Genomic DNA, 20250 nt, shown 5'->3' with positions numbered 1-20250 from the left:
ACGGTAACAATGAACGATGGAACATTGGAACCTAAGGAGAAATGAAGAATGAACAAATCGATGTTAGGGTTGTGCATTGCGGTCGTAACGATGCTGATCGCCAGCGGCTGCGAACGTTTATCCGTGCCTTGGATCGGTGCTGACGCCAAAGCCAGGCACGGGCATGAGACACAGCAGCCGGACGACAGTACGGCCGTCATGGCGAAAGAAGCCAAGCCGGTCAGCATCAATATGATCGGCACGAAAGGAACAACGGTCGGCACGGCGACGCTGACCCAAACCGCCGAAGGCTTGCGGATTCGGCTGGAGGCCAGCGGATTAACCCCGGGCGAGCACGGGTTTCATGTCCATGAAACCGGCGCATGCGCCGCACCGGACTTCACGACGGCAGGCGGTCATTTCAATCCGGACGGTCACGCGCATGGGCTGGAAAGCTCATCAGGACCACATGCCGGCGATTTGCCGAACCTTGTGGCAGATCAGCAGGGCGTCGTGAAAGCGGAGGTGGTGGCCAAGTCGCTGACGCTGGAGAAGGATAAGCCGAACTCGGTATCCAAAGCGGGCGGTACGGCGCTGATCATTCATGAGAAAGCGGACGATAACAAAACGGGGCCTTCGGGCAATGCCGGCGCTCGCGTCGCCTGCGGGGTCATCTCGGCCGGATAAGCCGCGCGTTCGGCACGCGTGACGATGAACGCATTCGCTTCCAACGGAAGCGGATGCGTTTTTTGGCATGCGCGGGCGCAGCCTCGCATCTCATTTCCACTAGAGACAACAGGCCGCTCTGTTGTATACTAAAATTCGGTCTTTTCTTATAGGTGGATTGGAATGGTAGAGGAAGGCGGGAACGACGCATGAAATTTGACGTTGATTATATTTCATTTTTTGTCATTCAGGTGGATGGGGAAGACGGGCAGGGGGGCAAGCGGAGCAAGCATTTCATCACGATGGATGCCGAGGATTATGCCGTAAGCGAGCTGAGCGACTTTCTGGACGGCGAATTCGGGAAGACGGCCAAGCGGAAAGCGGAACGGCATCCGAAAGCCGAGCAGGTTCCGACCAAAATCGGGCGCTTTATCGTGGAACCGGGCTACGAGCTGGACAGCAACCCGAACTACAATTTATTCGCGAGATTGCGTATGGCCGAATCGATCGATGCGTTCATGGGCCATGCGGACGAGCTCGTGACCACTTATATGGATGCGAGCGCAATACGGGGCGGCGCGATGTTCGTCGTGCGGGCGCGGTACAGCCAGCTGTTCGATGAGCCGTTTCTGTTCGTGTTCAAATGCGACTTTGAGCAGAAAATCGCCCGCATTACGGACGAGCGCAGTTTGCTGAACCGGGTGGAAATGGCCATCAACGCCAAAAACATGAAGTCGATCATGTATCCGCATATGCCGGAGCCGGGCATGATGGACCACTGGGAGCTGAAAATTCACCAGTCTTCGCACGCGCGGTATTTCGAAGATTTTTTAAAGTTTGTCGAGTACGAGAAGTCCGTTCCCGAACTGATGAACGAGCAGGTGCTTGGCTTTGTGCAGCAGTATGTCGAGCAGGTGTACGAGGATAACGTTGAGGCAAAGGAACGGGAAATGGAAGAAATGGAGCTGTGGGCCCACAGCGAGAAACGCGAGCTGCAGGAAAAATGGGAAGCGGCGCAAGTGATGGAGGCGACATCGATTATGGTGGAGCAAAAGCCGGATCTTGATATGAAAATCAAGCTTGGGCACATGTCCGTGCGCGCGCTGCTTGCCGACTACGGAGACCGGCTGCATATTGCGAAGCTGGGCGACCGGTATGTCGTGCTGCTGCTGGAAGCCGAAGCGCTGCAGTTCGACCAGGGGATCTCTCCGGTCGAGCTGTTGCTGCCGGAATCATTGGAATCGCTGGTCCAGCGCCTGCGGCAAAAGGTAGAGGAGGAAGGCCGCGAAGCCGTCCTGCCATATTAAACCAACAAGGCTGTCTCCCTGCACCGTCAGGGGAGACAGCCTTGTTCTATTGGGGCGCAGCCCGGCCCGTACGCCGCGCCTTGAATACATCCAGCAGCAGGTCATGCTGCTGCTGCGTTTCCCAAGTCGCGGCGAAGCGCACTTGGTGCGACACGCCGGCGATGTCGTAGCGCTGCGCCAAATGCTGGCGCGCGCTGCCGACGATCAGCGTGTGCAGCCGCACCTGCTTCGCTTGTCCGAGCGACGCCAGCGCATCGCGCACCGGCGGAGAGACGGCGCCGACGCCGTCGGTCACCATGACGAAGTCGGCGTCATGGTAGCGCGGCTGCGAAGCGACGATTTCGATGCCGCGGCGGATCGGCGCATCGAAGTGGGTGCCGCCGCCGAAGGCGAGCTGCGTCAACGCATAGAACGCCGCCCAGTTCGGCTTGTTCCAGTAGAGCGGATGCTCGAGCAGCTCGCCGCGGGCGCCGAAGATCATCAGCAGGAAGTCGCGCTTCTCGAGCATGGCGAACGCCGCGAACGTGGCGACGAACAGCTGCGCAACCCGAAGCTTGGCGCCGCGCATCGAGTGCGACGTGTCAAGCATGCAGATGACGGGACCTTTCTCGGGCTCCTCGGACTTACCGGCAATGTTGTAGCTGAGCAGCTTGCGCTCCAGCCATTTCACCATGAAATACGCCTCGTAATCCGGATCGGCCAGAAGGCTCGCTTCGGAAGGCAGCATGCGGGCGATGTCGCCGGATTGGCGCAAATCGTCGTAGCTTTCGGGGATACGGGGGGCATGCACCTTTTTCCGGACAGCTTTGAACTGCTGCACCTGACGGCCCACCTCCTGCATGAACGCAACCAGGTCGGGATACCGCTTCAGCTTCTCGATCCATTCCAGAAAACGGGCATACGGCTGCCGCTGCAGCCGTCCCAGATCGCTCCCCCAGCGGCGGTTCGCCACACGCTGGCTGGCCTGGAGCAAGTCCGCAAGCGCCAGCGTCTCGGTCTGCTCGCTGCCGAGCGAGGCCCGAAGCGCTTCATTCAACCACGAGCCGAGCTGCTCTTCAAGCTGCTTGAACGTTTCCTGCTCTTTCCTGCGCAGCCGCTCCAGCTGTTTCTCCGCGTGCTTCAGCTCCTGTTCGGCCTTGGCCAGCTTCGTACGCAGCTTGTCCCGGCGCAGGAAATCGGTGCGCATCTCCTCCTGCAGCGAGCGGACGCGGCTGGCAAGCGCCTCGATCTCCGAGGCGACGAGAGGCCTGGCGTCGAGGGCGGCCTGCTTGTCCTCGACGTTCCGCTTGCCCTGCTGGAGCGTATACCCGACCAGGCGCAGCTTCTCGATCTGCTTCTCCGACAGCTGCTCCTGCACCTGCTGCGAGGGCTCCTGGCCCTGCTGCTTGTTTTTCTCGCTCAGGCCGATCGTCCGCAGCTGCTGCTCCTCCTGTAGGCGGCGCTTCACCTCGTCTTCGAAAGAGGAGGTGAGCCACATGAGCGCTTTGAGCGACGTTTTGAACGCCGCGTTCACTTCCCCGGTGGTGAGCGGATGAAGGGAGCGGTAGAAGTGCTGCTTGCGCAGCTCCCGGACGAGCCAGCGGTGGAAAGGCGTCGCCTCCGCATGCGCATCCTCGGCAGGGCGGGCCAGATAGAAGCACATGTAAAAGTCGGCGAACAATTCGATCGAGAACCAGGCGGTGCGCTTCTCCGCCTCCCGGATCCATTCTTGCGCGGTGCGGGAGGAGGTGACGTAACCGTCAAACACATAGCGGTCTATCCGGGTGGAACGAATGATCATAACGTCTCCTCACAGGTCTCCTAGAGCGTGTAGTCGTAATCGATGCCGGGCAGCTCCCGATCGAACAAGGTGCGGTAGAGCCCCTGCATCGTTTGCAGCGTCCGTTCGCCCTGGATGCGCAGATGCGTGTACTTGACCGCATATTGCGCGGTTTGCAGGACGAGGAAGTTCCGGTTGCGAATGTAACCCGGCAAATCCTTCTCGCGCTGCAGCCACTGGATCAGCTTGCCCTGCAGCTCGCGAGCCGTTTCCTCCAGCTCGTGCTTGCATTCCTCGAGATTCGCTTTCGCTTTGGCTTGATCCTCCTGGCTGAGCCGGGCGCCGATTTCCTTCTTGAATTGAAACGCATGCAGCTCTTCTTCCTTCGAGAGCCAATGCTTGGCGATCCGGTCGTAGCGCCGGAGCGGCAGCTCGCGTTCGGTTTCCGCTTTCAGGGCCTCTTGGAACGATTGCTGGAACAGGTCGTGCAGCGTGCCGTAATCCTCCGGGTGATCCCACAGCATGTGCGGCGTATATACGGTATCCCATACCTGCACTGCGTCGCGCCCGTTCAAGGCGGCGGACGTTTTCCAGACGTGTCCGATTTTGCGCCAGCGGCGGTCCGAGAGTCTGAACGCCTTGTCCTCCATCGCCGTCTTGAGCTGATACAGCATATAGATGATGGGTTCCGGAATCGATACGCGGTCCGCGGCGCTGCGGATCTTTTCAACCTGGCTCAGGGTGAGCAGCGACGGCAAAGGCTCGTTCGGCAGCTGGAACATCCGTTCGTAGCTGGACATTTGTTTTAAATATTCAACCTCATACCGCAATAGAAAACGGTCGTACAAAGCCGCAAGCTGCTCGTTCTCTTCCGGCAGCTCGTTGGAGGCGGCGATCAGGAAGAGCAGCGGTACCTGCTGTTTATCTTGTCCGTTGAAAAAGATACGCTCATTTAAAATCGACAGCAGCGCATTCAGGATGGCGCTGTTCGCTTTGAAAATTTCGTCCAAAAAGGCAAAGTCGACCGCAGGCAAATACCCGTCCGTCTGACGTACATATTGGTCCTGCTTCAGCTGCTGCAGCGATACCGGTCCGAACATTTCGTCCGGCGTTGTGAAGCGGGTGAGCAAGTAGTCAAACCAGCGCCCGCCGCCGAACACTTGCGCCACGGCGCGGGCCAGCTGCGATTTGGCCGTACCGGGAGGCCCGACCAGCAAGGCGTTCTCTCCGGCCATCAAACCAAGCAGCAGCAGGCGAATCAGTTCCTCCCGTTCAAGAAAACGGGCTTCAAGCGCTTCGATCGCTTGTTCGAGCTTTTGCTGAATTACCGTTATTTCATTCATGGCACTAACTCCCTCGGCTAGGATCAGATCGAGATGTAACCAGCTTGTTATCTTGTAACATTGTAACAGACCCGAATCGAATTCTCTAATTGGCAGGCGGCCAAAGAGCCGGCCGCATAGACCGGGAGAGACCATTCGATGGAACAAAAAAGGGGGAAACGACGTGCGTAGAGGCATGCGCGAAAGCGCGGTTTCCGCCGTTTGATACAAAAACCGTTTCTTCTTCTTGCAAAAGCGATTATAATAAGTAAAGCGGACCACTCGGGTGACCGTAAGACGGAAGACGTGTGCAATGCTTGGAGAAGCACACTTATGGAGGCTGAACAGATGAGCGTCACCGATAACCAGATGAATCAGAAATACGAGAAGCTTAAAGATATACTGCGCGGCATGGGGAAAGTAGTCGTTGCCTTCTCCGGCGGCGTTGATAGCGCATTCCTGCTGAAAGCGGCCCTTGAGGAGCTTGGCAGCGACAATGTTCTTGCGATCACGGCCGATTCGGAGACGTATCCCGCCCGCGAGAAGGAAGAGGCTATTGTGCTCGCCAGATCGTTAGGCGCACCGCACGAAGTCATCCCGACCAGTGAGCTGAACATCCCCGGCTATGCCGAAAATCCGACCAACCGCTGCTATTTTTGCAAAAATTCGCTGTTCGATCACTTGATTCCGATCGCCGAAGCCAAAGGGTATCCGTACGTCGTCTTCGGCGCTATCGCCGACGATCTCGGCGAGCACCGTCCGGGTCTGCAAGCCGCGCATGAACGGGGCGTACGCGCGCCGCTGCTGGAGGCGGGCATCCTGAAGTCCGAAATCCGCCACATGTCGCGTCTCTTCGGATTGAAGACGTGGGATAAGCCTTCGTTTGCTTGCTTGTCTTCGCGAATTCCATACGGCGAGCTGATCACGGCGGAGAAGCTGTCGATGATCGACCGTGCCGAGGATTTCATCATGCAGCTCGGGTTTCGGCAAGTGCGGGTGCGTCAACACGACAATTTGGCCCGCATCGAAGTGCCGGCTGCCGACCTGGCTGCCCTGCTGCCGATTGCCGAGACGGTGCACGCAAAGCTGCGGGAGATCGGATATGCGTACGTCACGCTCGATTTGAAGGGCTATCGTTCAGGCAGCTTGAATGAAGTGCTGCCGGCGGAGCAGCAAGCCGTCCAGGCTGCGGTTTCCGCCTCCGGGCAGTAAGGGAGGGTGCATATATGAAGTCGAACAAACCGAAGGTTTACATATCGAAGCCCGTTCCGCCGGAAGTTCTGGCCTATTTGCAAGAGCACTGCGAATGCCGGATGTGGGACGGACAAGGCACCGCCTCCCGTCAGCAGCTGCTTGCCGAATTAAGCGAAGTAGAAGGTTTGCTGATGACCGGCGTACCGATCAACGAGGAACTGCTTGATCGCGCGCCGAAGCTGCGCGCTGTCAGCACCATCTCGGTCGGCTATAACCATTTCGATATTGAGGCGATGAGAGCGCGCGGCGTGATCGGCACGCACACGCCTTATGTGCTGGACGATACGGTGGCTGACTTGGTGCTTGCGCTCATGCTGTCCGCGGCACGGCGCATTCCCGAGCTGGATGCGTTCGTGAAGCAGGGACGTTGGCAGCGCGGTCAGGGGCTGACCGACGAAGACTTCTTCGGGTTCGACGTGCATCATCGCACGCTCGGTCTCATCGGGATGGGCCGCATCGGGGACGCGATCGCGCAGCGGGCGGTGCACGGCTTCGGCATGCAGCTGCTCTATCATAACCGTTCGCGCAAGCCGGAAGCGGAAGAGCGGTTTCAAGCTGTTTATTGCGAGCTTGACGAGCTGCTGCGGCGCTCGGACTTCGTCGTCATGATGACGCCGCTGACCCCTGAGACGACCCGGATGATCCGCCGCGAGCATTTCGATTTGATGAAGCCGACGGCATTCTTCATCAACGCTTCACGCGGCCAGACCGTCGACGAAGCCGCGCTGTTCGATGCGCTTCAATCCGGCAGCATCCGCGGCGCCGGACTCGATGTGTTCGATCCGGAGCCTCCTCGGCCGGATCATCCGTTCTTCACGCTGCCGAACGTCGTCACGCTGCCGCATATCGGTTCGGCGACGGCCGCCACCCGTCTCGATATGGCCATGCTCGCCGCACGCAATCTCGTGGCAGCGCTTCATGGCGAGCAACCGCCGAACATTGTACCGGAACTGCTCGAACGGATCGAGCGATAACCCCAAAGTCCGCTTTTCGCTTTAGAGCGAGGGCGGGCTTTTTTGACGCGCCGGGCTCCTTAAAAGTTGTCATCAGCGATGATGACGAAACCTCCTTTTCCTTCGATTGAAATTGAAAGCGTTACACTTTACGATTAGTTCATAACCCTTTGCGGAATAATGATCAGGCAAAGGAAAGAAGTGAGGAGGATACCTAATGAGCGAGCACACCAAACAACAAGCTTCTCCCGGGGGGGTCCGGGTAGCGGTGCAGCGTTTCGGTCGTTTCTTGAGCGGAATGGTGATGCCGAATATGGGAGCTTTTATCGCATGGGGGTTAATTACCGCCTTGTTTATTCCAACCGGATGGTTTCCGAATGAATATTTAGCCAAACTTGTCGGGCCCATGATTACGTACTTGCTGCCGCTGTTAATCGGTTATACCGGCGGAACGATGATTCACGGTACGCGCGGCGGCGTCATTGGCGCGGTGGCCACGATGGGCGTCGTCGTCGGAGCGGATATTCCGATGTTTATGGGCGCCATGATCGTCGGACCTGCGGCGGCTTGGGTTCTGAAGAAGTTCGATAAATCGATCGAAGGCAAAATCCGTTCAGGGTTTGAGATGCTGGTCAACAACTTCTCGGCGGGAATCATCGGCGCCGCGCTTGCGTTGGTCGCCTACACCGGCATCGGACCTGTTGTGCAGGCTATCAGTAAAACACTTGCCGCCGGGGTTGAATTCCTGATCAACAACGGGCTGCTTCCGCTGGCGAACGTCTTGATCGAGCCGGGTAAGATTCTGTTTCTCAACAATGCGATCAATCACGGCGTATTAGGTCCGATCGCCTTGGATCAAGCGGCTAAGACCGGTCAGTCGATCATTTTCATGCTGGAATCGAACCCTGGTCCGGGACTTGGCATTCTGCTGGCCTACTGGCTCGTCGGCCGCGGCTCGGCGAAACAATCGGCGCCGGGCGCCGCGATCATTCACTTCCTTGGCGGTATTCATGAAATTTACTTCCCGTACATTCTAATGAATCCGCGACTGATCCTCGCCGCTATTGCCGGCGGTGTCGTAGGCAGCTATACGTTCTCGATCTTCGGTGCGGGACTTGTGGCGACGCCTTCTCCGGGCAGTATATTCGCTTACCTTGCGATGGCTCCTAAGGGAGGATTGCTCCCGGTGCTCAGCGGGGTGGTGACGGCAACGGTCGCTTCGTTCCTCATCGCTTCGGCGCTCTTGAAGACGAGCGGTAAGGAGCAGGATGGTGATCTTGAACAAGCAACCGAGCAAATGAAACAAATGAAAAATGCAGGCAAGGACGCAAATCCGGCTTCTGCGGCTCCCGCGGCGGCGGCAGGCACAACAACCGTTGTGAAAGCGAAGTCCGAAGTTCAGAAAATCGTCTTCGCCTGCGATGCCGGAATGGGCTCCAGCGCTATGGGTGCGTCGATCCTGCGGAAAAAAATAATAAAGCCGGTATCCCGGTCACGGTAACCAATACGGCGATCAGCGAAATTCCGCAGGATGCGGATATCGTCATCACCCACAAATCGTTGACGGAACGGGCCAAATTGGTCGCGCCCAAGGCGGAGCATATTTCGATCGACGACTTTCTGAAAAGCCCGGAATACGATTCATTGATTAACAGATTAGGTGAATAAAGTTTAATTTGACGCTGGCGAAAAATTTCGTCGGCGTCAAGCCCATTTCTTGTAAGCAGGGATGATTCAGCCTATGCGGAAGGTGTCCAATCGACAGCGACAAATATTAGAGCTGCTGCTCAGCAGACAAGGTGAAATTACCGCCGGTGAAATCGCCGATGCCATTAAAGTGAGCACCCGGACCGTTCATCGCGAGCTTCCGGAAATCGAATCGATTTTGCTGGCCGAAGGACTGACGCTATCCAAGAAGTCCGGGGTCGGCATCCAGCTTCAGGCGGAGCCCGGTCAGCTAGAGGCCCTTTCACGGCGGCTTCTCCGATTGGATACCGATGCCCACACCGCAGACGAACGAAAGGTTCTTATCCTGTGCCGGCTTCTCGATTCCGTCGAACCGATCAAGCTGTTCACGCTGTCGCATGAGCTGCATGTTACCGAGCCTACAATCAGCGCGGATTTGGACGAACACGAAGACGGGTTGAGCAAAGAAGGCTTGACGTTGGTGCGAAGAAGAGGATACGGCATCCAGCTGGTCGGGCCGGAACCGGCCAAGCGATCCGTGATTGCCAGGCTCGCCAGAGACCGTCTGGACGACTCCGACCTATTTGGCAAGCCCGGCAATCCTTCCCCGCATCCGGTTACGCGCAAGCTGCTGGAGATGATCGGAAAGAGCAGCTTTTTCAGGGTCGAGCAGGCGGTTTGGCAGTTGGAGGAGCAGTGGCCTACGCAGTTGTCGGAGGCGGCTTACACGGAGCTGCTTATTCGGCTGTCCGTTGCCATAACGCGCGTGCGTCAGGGCCGGTGCATCAAGCCCGGAGAATATAGTGCCAAATCGCAAGCAGACCGGGAAACGCATAGCAGACTGGCGCTATTCGCCGAATTGCTGGAGCTGGACTTGTCCCCTGAAGAGTCCGGGTATTTCGCGGATTTGCTTTCCTTCTGGAAGGGGACTCCGTCTCAAGAGCTGCTGCTTCAAGACGATATGGATATGGTGGAAACCGTCGTGAATCTGATTCGTTTCGTCGAGGAGCGCATCAAGGTCCCGCTGCTTTCCGATCGTTCGCTGGTGGAAGGCCTGCTGCATCATTTGAAGCCGGCGCTGGAGCGAATCGAGCAGGGCGAAGCCATTCGCAATCCGCTGCTCTCCCAAATCAAGCGAGACTTCGAATCGCTATTCCTCACGGTCCGCCAAGCGGTTGACCGGACGATTCGGGGACTTCAAATTCCCGACGAGGAAATCGGTTATCTGGTTATGCATTTCGGAGCGGCTCTGGAACGTGCCAAGCAATTCTCCCGTCATGTCCGGGCGCTGATCGTATGTACCAGCGGTATTGGTTCGTCCAAGCTGCTGGCGGCACGAATTACGAAAGAGCTCCCGCAGATCGACATTGTCGGACACGCTTCCTGGTTCGAGGCGGCTCATCGACCGAAAGAGGATTACGATCTGATTATCTCGACCGTTGATCTCCCCGTGGAAGCCGACCAGTACATCAAACTGAGTCCGCTGCTTACGGCGGACGAGACGGAACGACTGAGAAAATTTATTCAAACGATTCTCATCGAAAGACCGTCCTCGGAGCAGGACGGCATTCTCCAAGCGGGTGGTACCGTTGACCGGTTGCGTATGCTGAAACGTTACGTCGAGGAAATGATCCGACTGCTCGACCGGTTTGAGGTTTATCGGCTGGACGGTCAACGTGTCAACTACGAGCTGCGAGACGTCATTACGGACATTTGCAGGGTGGTTCAGCAGGCTTACGGCATAGAGCCTATCGAAACCGTGGTTTCGCAATTGTTGGCCCGGGAAAGCTATGGAAGCCAGGTCATTCCGGGAACGGAGCTGGCCCTGCTGCATACCCGAAGCGATTCGGTGCAGGAGCCGCTTGTCGCGTTGTTTGTCCTGAACCCGCCGGTCCATATGGGTCCTGAAGGCCGGCACGTCGTGACGCAAGCATTGCTGATGCTTGCTCCGATGGAATTGCCGCGGGAGAGCCTGGAGGTGCTGAGCGAAATTAGCGCCATGCTGCTGCTGCCGGAATTCATCGTTCAGCTCGGGACCGCCGATGCCGAGACGATTCGCCGCGCGATATCGGAAGAGCTGGAACAATTTATACAAACAAAAATGGAATGGAGAGAGACGAAATGAGCATTGTATCCCAAGATAAAGTGAGACTGAACGTAAAAGTGAACGATAAATATGAGGCGATCCGGATAGCTGGACAGCTTCTGGTCGATGCCGGCCATGTGCCTTCCGAATATGTGGATAAAATGATCGAACGCGAGCGCTCGCTCTCTACCTATATGGGCGGCGGTCTGGCGATTCCTCATGGCACGAATGAGGCTAAGGCGCTGATCAAGTCGACCGGACTGTCGGTTGTCATCGTGCCGGACGGTGTCGACTTCGGCGAAGGTGAGCGCGCGAACCTGATCATCGGTATTGCCGCTGCGGGCGACGAGCACCTCGAAATTTTAACGAACGTTGCGATGCTTGTGTCCGAAGAGGAGGATATGAAGCGAATTTTGAATGCTTCTTCGGAGGCGGAACTAGTCGATATTTTCGAAAGTGGGCTGGACGCATGAGGGCGGTTCATTTTGGAGCAGGGAACATCGGCAGAGGTTTCATCGGATTGCTGTTGTCGCGGGCAGGCTATGAGGTTTGCTTCGTGGACGTGAACGCGTCGCTCGTGGATTTGCTGCGCGAACGCGGGCAGTATACAGTCACGCTGGCGAACGCGCAGGCGGATGCCGAGCTTGTACGGAACGTGACCGCGGTTAACGGTACGAACCTGGAGCAAGTCGCGGAGGCGATCGCAGGTGCGGATTTAGTGACGACGGCGGTCGGCGTGTCGGTCCTTAAGCACATTGCCCCGTCTATCGCCCAAGGAATCCGGCTCCGGCTGCGCGCTTCCGCCGCGCCGTTGCCCGTCATTGCGTGCGAGAATGCGATCGGCGGCAGCACCCAGCTTAAGGAACAGGTGTATGCGCATCTGACGCCCGAAGACCGTGTGCTGGCGGATGGCCTCGTTGCCTTCCCGGATGCGGCCGTCGATCGGATCGTGCCGCTGCAGCACCACGAGGACCCGCTGCAGGTAACGGTCGAGCCTTTCTACGAATGGGTCGTCGACCGGTCCGCGATGCCGTCCGGCTTTCAGGAAATTGCCGGCGTTCATTATGTCGAGAAGCTGGAGCCCTATATCGAGCGCAAGCTGTTCACCGTCAATACGGGACATTGCTGCGCGGCCTATCACGGCTATCTTGCAGGCTGCTCCACGATTCAGGAAGCGATGAGCAGCGAGGCGATCCGGGCGGAGGTAGCGTCCGTTCTGCAAGAAACAGGCGCCATGCTGGTGCGCAAATTCGGATTTGACGCAAAGGAACATGAGACCTATGCGGCTAAAATTATGGATCGCTTCACGAATCCGTATATCGATGACGAGGTCGTACGGGTCGGGCGTTCGCCGATCCGCAAGTTGTCCCCGAATGATAGGCTCGTTCGTCCGGCGCTCTTGGCGCATGAGCTGGGCATGGAGGTGCCGCATCTGGCTGCCGGGATGGCCGCCGCGCTGTTGTTCGACTATCCCGAAGATCCGGAAGCTGCGGCCATTCAGGCTTTAATTGCCGAACACGGCATTCATCATGCTATTGAAACGTACACGGGTCTGCCTGGGGAGCATCCCATTCATCAAAACGTATATAACCGTTATGAAGCGTTGAAGCTGACGGTTAAGCGTTAATCATCAGAGAAAAGCATAAGGAGGGATTGAGTGATGTCCCATGTACTTACTGGAATTGCCGCTTCCCCGGGTTTCGCCATTGCGAAGGCCGTGCCGCTGCAAGCCGAGAAGTATGTTCCTCAGCGCCGCAGCATCGATGATGTTCCGGCGGAGACGGAACGGTTCCGGAAGGCGGTAGCGGAGGCCAAACGGGAGCTGGAAGCCATCAGGCAATCAACGGAAGAAAGGCTGGGCCCCGATAAAGCGGAAATTTTCGAAGGGCATCTGCTGCTGCTGGAAGATCCGGAGCTGATCGATGCAGCCGCCGAGCAGATCGCCGAACAAGCGGTCGATGCGGAGTACGCGCTCTATGAAGTGTCACAATCGTTCATCGAGGCGCTGCTGTCGCTCGATAACGAATTGCTGCGCGGCCGCGCAGTCGATCTGCAGGATGTGGCCGGACGCGTGATCAATCATCTGCGGGGCGTGTCGCACACGACCGTTTCCAGCTTGCTGGAAGCGTGCATTATCGTGGCTGAGGACTTGACGCCTTCGGATACGGCGCAATTAAATTTGGAAATCGTTCGCGGCTTTGTCACCGAAATCGGCAGCCGCACGTCGCACTCGGCCATTATGGCCCGGTCGCTCGATGTACCGGCCATTGTCGGGGCAGGCGCGGGCGTCCATGCCATTCAGGCGGGGGATACGGTAGTTCTGGATGCATTGGAGGGCCGTATTGTGGTCAATCCAAGCGATGCCGAGCTGGCAGACTATCGGGAGAAGCAGGCGCAGTATGAGCGGCGCAAGGCCGAGCTGGCGCGATTGAAGGATCGACCAACCGAATCCGCTGACGGACACCGGGTCGAATTGGCGGCAAATATCGGCAGTGTGGAAGATGTGGCGAAGGCGCTCGAGAACGGGGCGGAAGCCATCGGCCTTTTCCGTACGGAATTTCTATATATGGGCAGAACGTCGTTGCCGACCGAGGAAGAGCAGTATAACAGCTACAAGCACGTGCTTGAGAAAATGGAAGGAAAGCCCGTCGTCATCCGGACGCTCGACATTGGCGGCGACAAGGAACTTCCTTACATGAGCCTGCCGAAGGAAAGCAATCCGTTCCTCGGACTGCGGGCGCTCCGCTTGTGCCTGAGCCGCGAGGATTTATTCCGTACGCAGCTGCGCGCGCTGCTGCGCGCCAGCCGTCACGGGCAGTTGAAAATCATGTTTCCGATGATTTCCGTACTTGATGAGCTGCTTGAAGCCAAACGGCTGCTGCAGGAAGAGAAAGAGAAGCTGCTGCGGGAAGGGGCGGTCGTAGCGGAGCGCATCGAGGTCGGGATGATGATCGAGGTGCCGGCTGCCGCGATCGGTGCCGATATTTTCGCCAGCGAGGTTGATTTTTTCAGCATCGGCACGAACGATTTGATCCAATACATGATGGCGGCCGACCGGATGAACGAAACGGTCTCGTACTTGTACCAGCCATGCCACCCGACGGTGCTGCGGCTCGTGCAGACGGTTATCCGCGCCGCCCGGCGCGAAGGCAAATGGGTCGGCATGTGCGGCGAAATGGCCGGCGACGAAACGGCGATTCCGCTGCTGCTCGGTCTCGGCCTGCACGAGTTCAGCATGAGTGCGAGCTCGATCTTGCCGAGCCGGGCATTGATCGGCACGTTATCTCAACGCGAGTGGGAGGGGCTGGCCGAGCAGGCGCTGACGCTTCGCAGCCATCAGGAAGTCAAACAATTGGTGCGTGAGCGCTTGTCCCGGCCAAAGGCGCACAGCGCAGCGACCCTCTAAATTTAAAGGAACGAGGTAATCAAACATGATCAGTCAAACATTTACCGTTATCAACCCGACAGGGTTCCATGTGCGTCCTTCCAAGGAATTCGTACAAACCGCAAGCGCCTTTCCTTGTAAAATCAACGTGATCAACAAAGATAAAAAAGCGAATGGGAAAAGCTCGATCAGTATGCTGACCCTCGGCATCGCGGCCGGCGATCAGGTGGTGCTTGAAATCGACGGCGAACAAGAGGCCGAAGCCATGGAAAAGCTCGGCGCCTTACTTGTGAAAATATATGAGTAGTTTGCCTAAAACCGATAACCTTGCTCCGTTTGTACGGGGTAAGGTTATTTTTTTATTGAACCCCCGGCTTGGTCGCCCGTTTGCAAATTTCTTACGCGTCTTCGCACCTCGGCGGCCACTTCTGTAGGATTTTCGTGTTGAAAAATGACATAGGCGTACTTGTTGTGTCCTTCCAATTCAATAATGACAAGGGACTGACGGCTCTCGTAAGAGAGAAAGTACCACTTGTCCGCATGCTTGAAGCTCCCCTCGTAAATATGAAGCGGCGATATGGAAGTGCCAGGCATTCTAAGCATCCATCTGGGGGCATCGAAATCATCCACAAATACGCTTTTGATCGTCGAATAGGGAATGGTTACTTTTTGTTTGAGAGCGAAGAAACAGTGCAGTCCCGTGAGATTTAAAGTAAATTCGGTCTCTCCAAACCGGACAGTTCTTCCCATGCTCTTGACGCCTCCTTTGTTCATGAATGATATCCTAATCATATCATAAGTGGATTTCCGCTATCCTCAGATGCAGACAAGATATCCGTTGAATACGGGTTGAATAGAGCCCGGTTCAGACTGGCTATTTCATGTTTAAAACGGAATAGAGCCTTTTTTGGCCTATTTTCGGGAATAATAAGGATTGAAACGGTTAGTTGGATGAGTCCGATGTACTTCGGCATCTGGAGGTGTGTTATGAGCAGCTTTTGGAAGTGGGTCAAAAAAGGAAATACGTCCTCGGCTGTGGCCGCATTAGGCAACGCGGCGATTGCGATTCTAAAAGGCGTCGCCGCAGCGCTCAGTGGAAGCGGTGCAATGTTTGCATCGGCCATGCACTCGGTTGCGGACGCCGTAAACCAAGGCTTCGTCTTCGTGGGCAGCGTACTGGCGTCGCGGCGCCGGTTGAAGTGGAATCGAAGATCGCCCGGATGATTCTGGACAGACCGGATGTGACGGATATCAACAAGCTGCGCATTATTCAAGAAGGGCGCGCGTATCACGTCGAAGGGTACATCGAGCTGCGGAAGGGGCTTACGCTTGCGGATGCGGATGCGGATGCGGATGACATTAAGTTCCGCGTGCGCGACAAGCTGCTGGCCGAGTCCGACATTACCGACGTGACGCTCGGGATCATTGAGGACAACGGGGTTCAGGATTGGAAGGGCCGTGAAGAAAGGCCGGTGAACGGCGTCGTGTAAGGGAAAGAGGGTGTGCTGCTGGATCCCTTTACGTCTTTATCGTAACCATAGCGGAACAGCGATGCGCAATTTGATCGAAATGGGTACCGCTATACTCTCAAAAGACCAATAAAGCACCCCTGTCCGTTATGGTTTGCCGCAGTCCCCGCATGCTCCGAATAAGGAATCATCGTTCCTCTATGTTTTTTTGCCGCCGATCCGGAGGCTTCCGGCCATGCCTGAGGGATGTCGATCAATCCTGTAACGCAGTCATGGCGTTCATGCTACCCGAATGCAAGCGGCGACGGTTCCGTTTCGTAGAACAGTTTCAGCTCATGCAGAGCGCGCGTGCAGCCGACATAGAGCAGCTTGGCATCCCACGTCGTTCGCTCATAGTGGACGGGATCGACGTCGACGATCAGCACCGTATCGAACTCCAAGCCCTTGGCCATATAAACCGGAAGGACGGACACGCCGCCTTCGTAATGCTGCTGACCGGCGCTGATACGATGCACCTGTCCGCAGCCCGCTTGCAGCAGCGCTTCGTGAAGCACCGTGCTGCCGCACTCGGTACGCGTCAAGATGGCCAGCGTGCCTGCCTCTTGCTTTGCCCGAAACCGGGCAATCTCCTCGACCAGCCGTGGCACCAGCGCCGCTCCCGGAACCTGCCCCAGCTCGACCTCGTCGCCGCTGCGAAACACAGGTACAGCGAGGGCCGGAGGCTCTTCGGGCGCTCGCTGAAGCACGCTGTTCGCGAACTGAATGATTTCCGTCGTCGACCGGTAGCTGCGGTTGAGGGTGAAAAATCCGCGCTGCTCCGGCGCAAACAAGTCCAGCAGCTCCTCCCAGCGATGAATGCCTTGGTAGGCATGGATGCCTTGCGACAAATCGCCCAAGATCGTAAACGACCCGTTCTTCGTATGATGGGACAGCAGCGCGACTTGAAACGGCGAGAAGTCCTGCGCTTCGTCGATTACCGTATGATCGAACCGGTGGTCGCCGGGAATGCCATGGAATCGCTCGCGGATGTAGAGAAGAGGCGCCAAATCTTCGGGCTGCACCCGCTTTTTTTTCGCCAGCAGGCGGGTTTGCTCGCGTATCGGTTCGGGAATCGCCAAGCCGTCCGATCCCGCCCGGACAAAAGCGGCGGCTTCCGCTTCGGGCTGAACCAACTCCTTATAGAACGCAAACGGGGAGTAAGCCGTCCAACGTTTGCCATATTCACGCAGCCGCGTCGTTAATTTCTTCTTATATTCCTTCCGAAGGTGAACTTCCCATACTTTGTCCAGCTCCATCTCGGCCCAGCGCTTCATACGGGCAAGTACGCGTTCGCGTCGCTTCATCAACGGCTCGTGCTTGTTCTCTACATCGTACCATTGCTTTACGATCGCGGCAGGCAGCTTCTTGCCTTCCCACGGTGAGAACGGTTCCGTCGGAACCGCCTGCGCTTCATACGCCTTCAGCATGCTGTCAATCCAGTGCATGTAACGAATCGAGCCCTTGAAACGTCCCGGGGCGGTATCATCGGCGGCGGGTCGGTCCGCACCGACCTGAAACCATCGATTCAACCGTTCGCCCGAATCGGCGAGCGAAACTTCATCCTCCAGCAGTTCCAGCGCCCAGTCGGTAAACGTCGTTTGTTGGATATGGCCGACGCCGAGCTCGGGCAGCACGCCGGAAATATAATCGAGGAACATCCGGTTCGGCGCAAAAATAATCATTTTCTCCGCTTTCACTTGATCGCGGTATTGGTAGAGGAGGAACGCTAAACGGTGCAGCGCGACGGTCGTCTTGCCGCTCCCTGCGACGCCTTGGATGACGAGTGCGTCGTTCTTGCCCGCCCGGATGATCGCGTCCTGTTCCGCTTGTATGGTCGATACGATATCGCGCAGCTTATTGTCCTTGTTTTCCCCGAGCCGGTACAGCAGAAATTCGTCCGTCACGGCCATCGCATCCGATTCGCGGTCGAAGGTATCGACCACCCGTTGCAAAATCTGCTTGCGGATGACGAGATTTCGTTTCAAATAGACGAGCCCCGCCACGGTGCCGTCCGGCGACTCGTAGCTGGCGGCGTCGCGCCCGCCGGTGAACGAGTAGAACAAGCTTGCGGCCGGCGCCCGCCAATCGATCACGAGCAGCTCGGGCGAATCGGCTTTCTCTACGCCGAATTTACCGATATACATGGGCGTAGGTTCGGGCTTGCCTTCTTCCTGAAAGTCGAGCCGGCCGAAATAAGGTTCGGGGGTCGCTTGCGCGAGGTTGCGGCGTTTCGTCTCGCGGATCGATTCCAGGACCTGCTCCGACACATCTTGACCGGTGTAACGGGGAACGGCTTCGAGCCTTGCAAGATGATCTTCCATCTCGCGGATCGTTTGCTCCAAATGAGCAAGTTCCTCTTGATAAGCCTGGTGCAAAGCGGTTTCCATCTTCATACCTCCCGTTTAATGAGATCCCAATAACTGACAACAGGAGGTCGATTATAACATAAAGCAGGAAGGTCGGCAACCGGCGTTGAATCCGGTTATTGCGGCTGAAGCGGCAACCTATTATTATAGAATCAGAGAATGGCAAATTCCGGTATAAAAGAAAAGATAAACAGCCCGCCGCCGGCCTCGAGGGCCGAACGTCAGGCTGCCGTTGCCATTCCGGGAGTCAGCCTCCGTTGAGGTGTTTCTTGGATGCCAGCATTTTCTCCGGATCGCCCTTCCCTTGGTGCTCGCGGTTTTTCTCGTCTTTGGCTTGTGTATCGTGGAGCTTCGCTACAAACTCCCCGGTTGTTCCTTTCAAGTCATCGCGCATACTGATCCCTCCTTTCACGCAACACGTAGTATGCCCGTAGTCGAATGAAATCACCCGAATCGCCGCAAGGATAAAACAGTCGTTCTTACGATAAACTAAACGGATGGACGATGGTAAAAAAAGGAGGACTAGCCGTAATGGAATACCGGATCGAGAAGGATACGATGGGTGAAATTCAAGTGCCCGCGGATAAGCTGTGGGGTGCGCAAACGCAGCGCAGCCGCGAAAATTTCAAAATCGGCACAGAGAGAATGCCGCTCGAGGTCGTTCATGCGTTCGGACTGCTGAAAAAAACGGCGGCGCAAGCGAACCTGAAGCTAAACAAGCTGGAAGCGGTTAAAGCCGAGGCGATCGTGCAGGCGGCCGGCGAGGTGGAGGAAGGGCGATGGGACGATCATTTCCCGCTCGTTGTATGGCAAACCGGCAGCGGTACGCAGTCGAACATGAACGCCAACGAAGTGATCGCGCGGCTGGCCAACGAGCAATTGGAGCGTCGGGGCGCGGACGTGCGCATCCATCCGAACGACGACGTCAACCGCTCGCAAAGCTCGAACGATACGTTCCCGACGGCGATGCATATCGCCGGTGTGCTGGCGCTGCATCGCCGGCTGTTTCCGGCACTGGACGCGCTGAAGGCGACGCTGAAACAAAAGTCCGAAGCGTTCGCGGACATTGTGAAAATCGGCCGGACGCACTTGCAGGATGCGACCCCGCTAACGCTCGGCCAGGAAATCAGCGGCTGGTGGGCGATGCTGGACAAAACCGAACGTATGATTCGGCAAAGTCTCGAGTCGATGTACGAGCTGGCGATCGGAGGCACGGCGGTCGGCACCGGACTGAATGCGCATCCGGCGTTCGGGGAGACGACCGCTGCGGAGATCGCCCGCGAAACCGGATTGCCGTTCGTCAGCGCCGACAACAAGTTTCACGGGCTGACGAGCCACGATCAGATCGTGTATACGCACGGGGCGTTGAAGGCATTGGCGGCCGATTTAATGAAAATCGCCAACGACGTCCGCTGGCTGGCCAGCGGTCCGCGCAGCGGCATCGGCGAACTGACGATCCCGGAGAACGAGCCGGGCAGCTCAATCATGCCCGGCAAGGTGAACCCGACACAGAGTGAAGCGATGACGATGGTTGCCTGCCAGGTGATGGGCAACGACGCCGTAATCGGCTTTGCGGCAAGTCAAGGAAATTTTGAATTAAACGTGTTCAAGCCGGTCATCATTCACAATTTCCTGCAGTCGGTCCGCCTGCTCGCCGACGCGATGAATTCGTTCAACGAGCATTGCGCCGTCGGCATCGAACCGAACCGCGCGGTCATTACGCGCCATCTGGAGCAGTCGCTTATGCTGGTGACGGCGCTTAATCCGCATATCGGCTACGAGAAGGCGGCGTCGATCGCCAAGACTGCCCATCGGGAAGGGCTGACCCTGAAGGAAGCGGCGGTGCGCAGCGGCTACTTGACGGCTGAGCGGTTCGACGAGGTCGTACGGCCGGAGAACATGATTCGGCCGGAAGCGTAACTGGCGGCGGAGACAATAACAAGGCCTTGAGCGTCACGCTCAAGGCCGTTTTTGTTACT

The 20250-nt window shown here is 57.1% G+C and carries 15 protein-coding genes and 2 pseudogenes; 12 read left to right on the top strand and 5 right to left on the bottom strand.

Features of this window, described 5'->3' with window-relative positions:
* Positions 1-48: 48 nt before the first annotated feature.
* Positions 49-666: a superoxide dismutase family protein gene (locus JMF85_RS18150; RefSeq protein ID WP_054796461.1), complete on the top strand. Its 618-nt coding sequence runs from the start codon at positions 49-51 to the stop codon at positions 664-666.
* Positions 667-854: 188 nt separating this feature from the next.
* Positions 855-1952, top strand: a complete 1098-nt coding sequence (locus JMF85_RS18145) for a DUF3900 domain-containing protein (RefSeq protein WP_201318681.1) — start codon at positions 855-857, stop codon at positions 1950-1952.
* A 46-nt stretch (positions 1953-1998) separates the two neighbouring features.
* Here JMF85_RS18145 and JMF85_RS18140 read toward each other — a convergent pair whose 3' ends face one another.
* Together JMF85_RS18140 and JMF85_RS18135 are read right to left on the bottom strand one after the other, a co-directional pair.
* A complete protein-coding gene (locus JMF85_RS18140; protein ID WP_127605786.1) occupies positions 1999-3732 on the bottom strand; it encodes a vWA domain-containing protein in 1734 nt (577 codons plus the stop codon).
* Between the two features lie 20 nt (positions 3733-3752).
* Positions 3753-5054: an AAA family ATPase gene (locus tag JMF85_RS18135; protein ID WP_054796462.1), complete on the bottom strand. Its 1302-nt coding sequence runs from the start codon at positions 5052-5054 to the stop codon at positions 3753-3755.
* 312 nt (positions 5055-5366) lie between these two features.
* Here JMF85_RS18135 and larE point away from each other — a divergent pair, with 312 nt between their 5' ends.
* The 8 genes and pseudogenes from larE to JMF85_RS18095 all read left to right on the top strand — a co-directional run bounded on the left by larE (position 5367) and on the right by JMF85_RS18095 (position 14704).
* Positions 5367-6245 carry an ATP-dependent sacrificial sulfur transferase LarE gene (gene larE / locus JMF85_RS18130; RefSeq protein WP_230875935.1) on the top strand — a complete coding sequence of 293 codons (879 nt, stop codon included), beginning with the start codon at positions 5367-5369 and terminating at the stop codon, positions 6243-6245.
* A 14-nt stretch (positions 6246-6259) separates the two neighbouring features.
* A complete protein-coding gene (locus JMF85_RS18125) occupies positions 6260-7261 on the top strand; it encodes a 2-hydroxyacid dehydrogenase (protein WP_127605787.1) in 1002 nt (333 codons plus the stop codon).
* Between the two features lie 196 nt (positions 7262-7457).
* A pseudogene (locus JMF85_RS18120) lies at positions 7458-8908 on the top strand (PTS mannitol transporter subunit IIBC).
* Between the two features lie 73 nt (positions 8909-8981).
* Positions 8982-11051, top strand: coding sequence for a BglG family transcription antiterminator (locus JMF85_RS18115; protein ID WP_201318680.1), 2070 nt, complete (start codon positions 8982-8984; stop codon positions 11049-11051).
* Positions 11048-11485 (top strand): PTS mannitol transporter subunit IIA, encoded by a 438-nt coding sequence (locus tag JMF85_RS18110; RefSeq protein WP_127605793.1) that lies wholly within the window; start codon positions 11048-11050, stop codon positions 11483-11485. The genes JMF85_RS18115 and JMF85_RS18110 overlap by 4 nt, the downstream gene beginning before the upstream one ends.
* Positions 11482-12639, top strand: coding sequence for a mannitol-1-phosphate 5-dehydrogenase (locus tag JMF85_RS18105; protein WP_201318679.1), 1158 nt, complete (start codon positions 11482-11484; stop codon positions 12637-12639). The genes JMF85_RS18110 and JMF85_RS18105 overlap by 4 nt, the downstream gene beginning before the upstream one ends.
* A gap of 33 nt (positions 12640-12672) precedes the next feature.
* On the top strand, positions 12673-14418 hold the full coding sequence (gene ptsP, locus JMF85_RS18100) for a phosphoenolpyruvate--protein phosphotransferase (RefSeq protein ID WP_201318678.1): 1746 nt from the start codon (positions 12673-12675) through the stop codon (positions 14416-14418).
* Between the two features lie 25 nt (positions 14419-14443).
* Positions 14444-14704 (top strand): HPr family phosphocarrier protein, encoded by a 261-nt coding sequence (locus tag JMF85_RS18095; protein ID WP_127605799.1) that lies wholly within the window; start codon positions 14444-14446, stop codon positions 14702-14704.
* A 44-nt stretch (positions 14705-14748) separates the two neighbouring features.
* Here the strand turns inward: JMF85_RS18095 and JMF85_RS18090 are convergent, their stop codons facing one another.
* Positions 14749-15147, bottom strand: a complete 399-nt coding sequence (locus tag JMF85_RS18090; RefSeq protein ID WP_201318677.1) for a hypothetical protein — start codon at positions 15145-15147, stop codon at positions 14749-14751.
* A gap of 237 nt (positions 15148-15384) precedes the next feature.
* Here JMF85_RS18090 and JMF85_RS18085 point away from each other — a divergent pair.
* Positions 15385-15887, top strand: a pseudogene (locus JMF85_RS18085) (cation efflux transmembrane domain-containing protein).
* Positions 15888-16150: 263 nt separating this feature from the next.
* Here JMF85_RS18085 and JMF85_RS18080 read toward each other — a convergent pair.
* Positions 16151-18292, bottom strand: coding sequence for a HelD family protein (locus JMF85_RS18080; RefSeq protein ID WP_201318676.1), 2142 nt, complete (start codon positions 18290-18292; stop codon positions 16151-16153).
* A gap of 226 nt (positions 18293-18518) precedes the next feature.
* Positions 18519-18665 carry a DUF4023 domain-containing protein gene (locus JMF85_RS18075; RefSeq protein ID WP_127605805.1) on the bottom strand — a complete coding sequence of 49 codons (147 nt, stop codon included), beginning with the start codon at positions 18663-18665 and terminating at the stop codon, positions 18519-18521.
* Positions 18666-18802: 137 nt separating this feature from the next.
* Here JMF85_RS18075 and fumC point away from each other — a divergent pair, with 137 nt between their 5' ends.
* Positions 18803-20191 (top strand): class II fumarate hydratase, encoded by a 1389-nt coding sequence (fumC, locus tag JMF85_RS18070; RefSeq protein ID WP_141335815.1) that lies wholly within the window; start codon positions 18803-18805, stop codon positions 20189-20191.
* Positions 20192-20250: the final 59 nt, after the last annotated feature.

This window comes from Paenibacillus sp. EPM92, from assembly GCF_016586185.1.
GTDB lineage: Bacteria > Bacillota > Bacilli > Paenibacillales > NBRC-103111 > Paenibacillus_G > Paenibacillus_G validus.
This window is presented reverse-complemented; position numbering and strand designations above follow the sequence as displayed.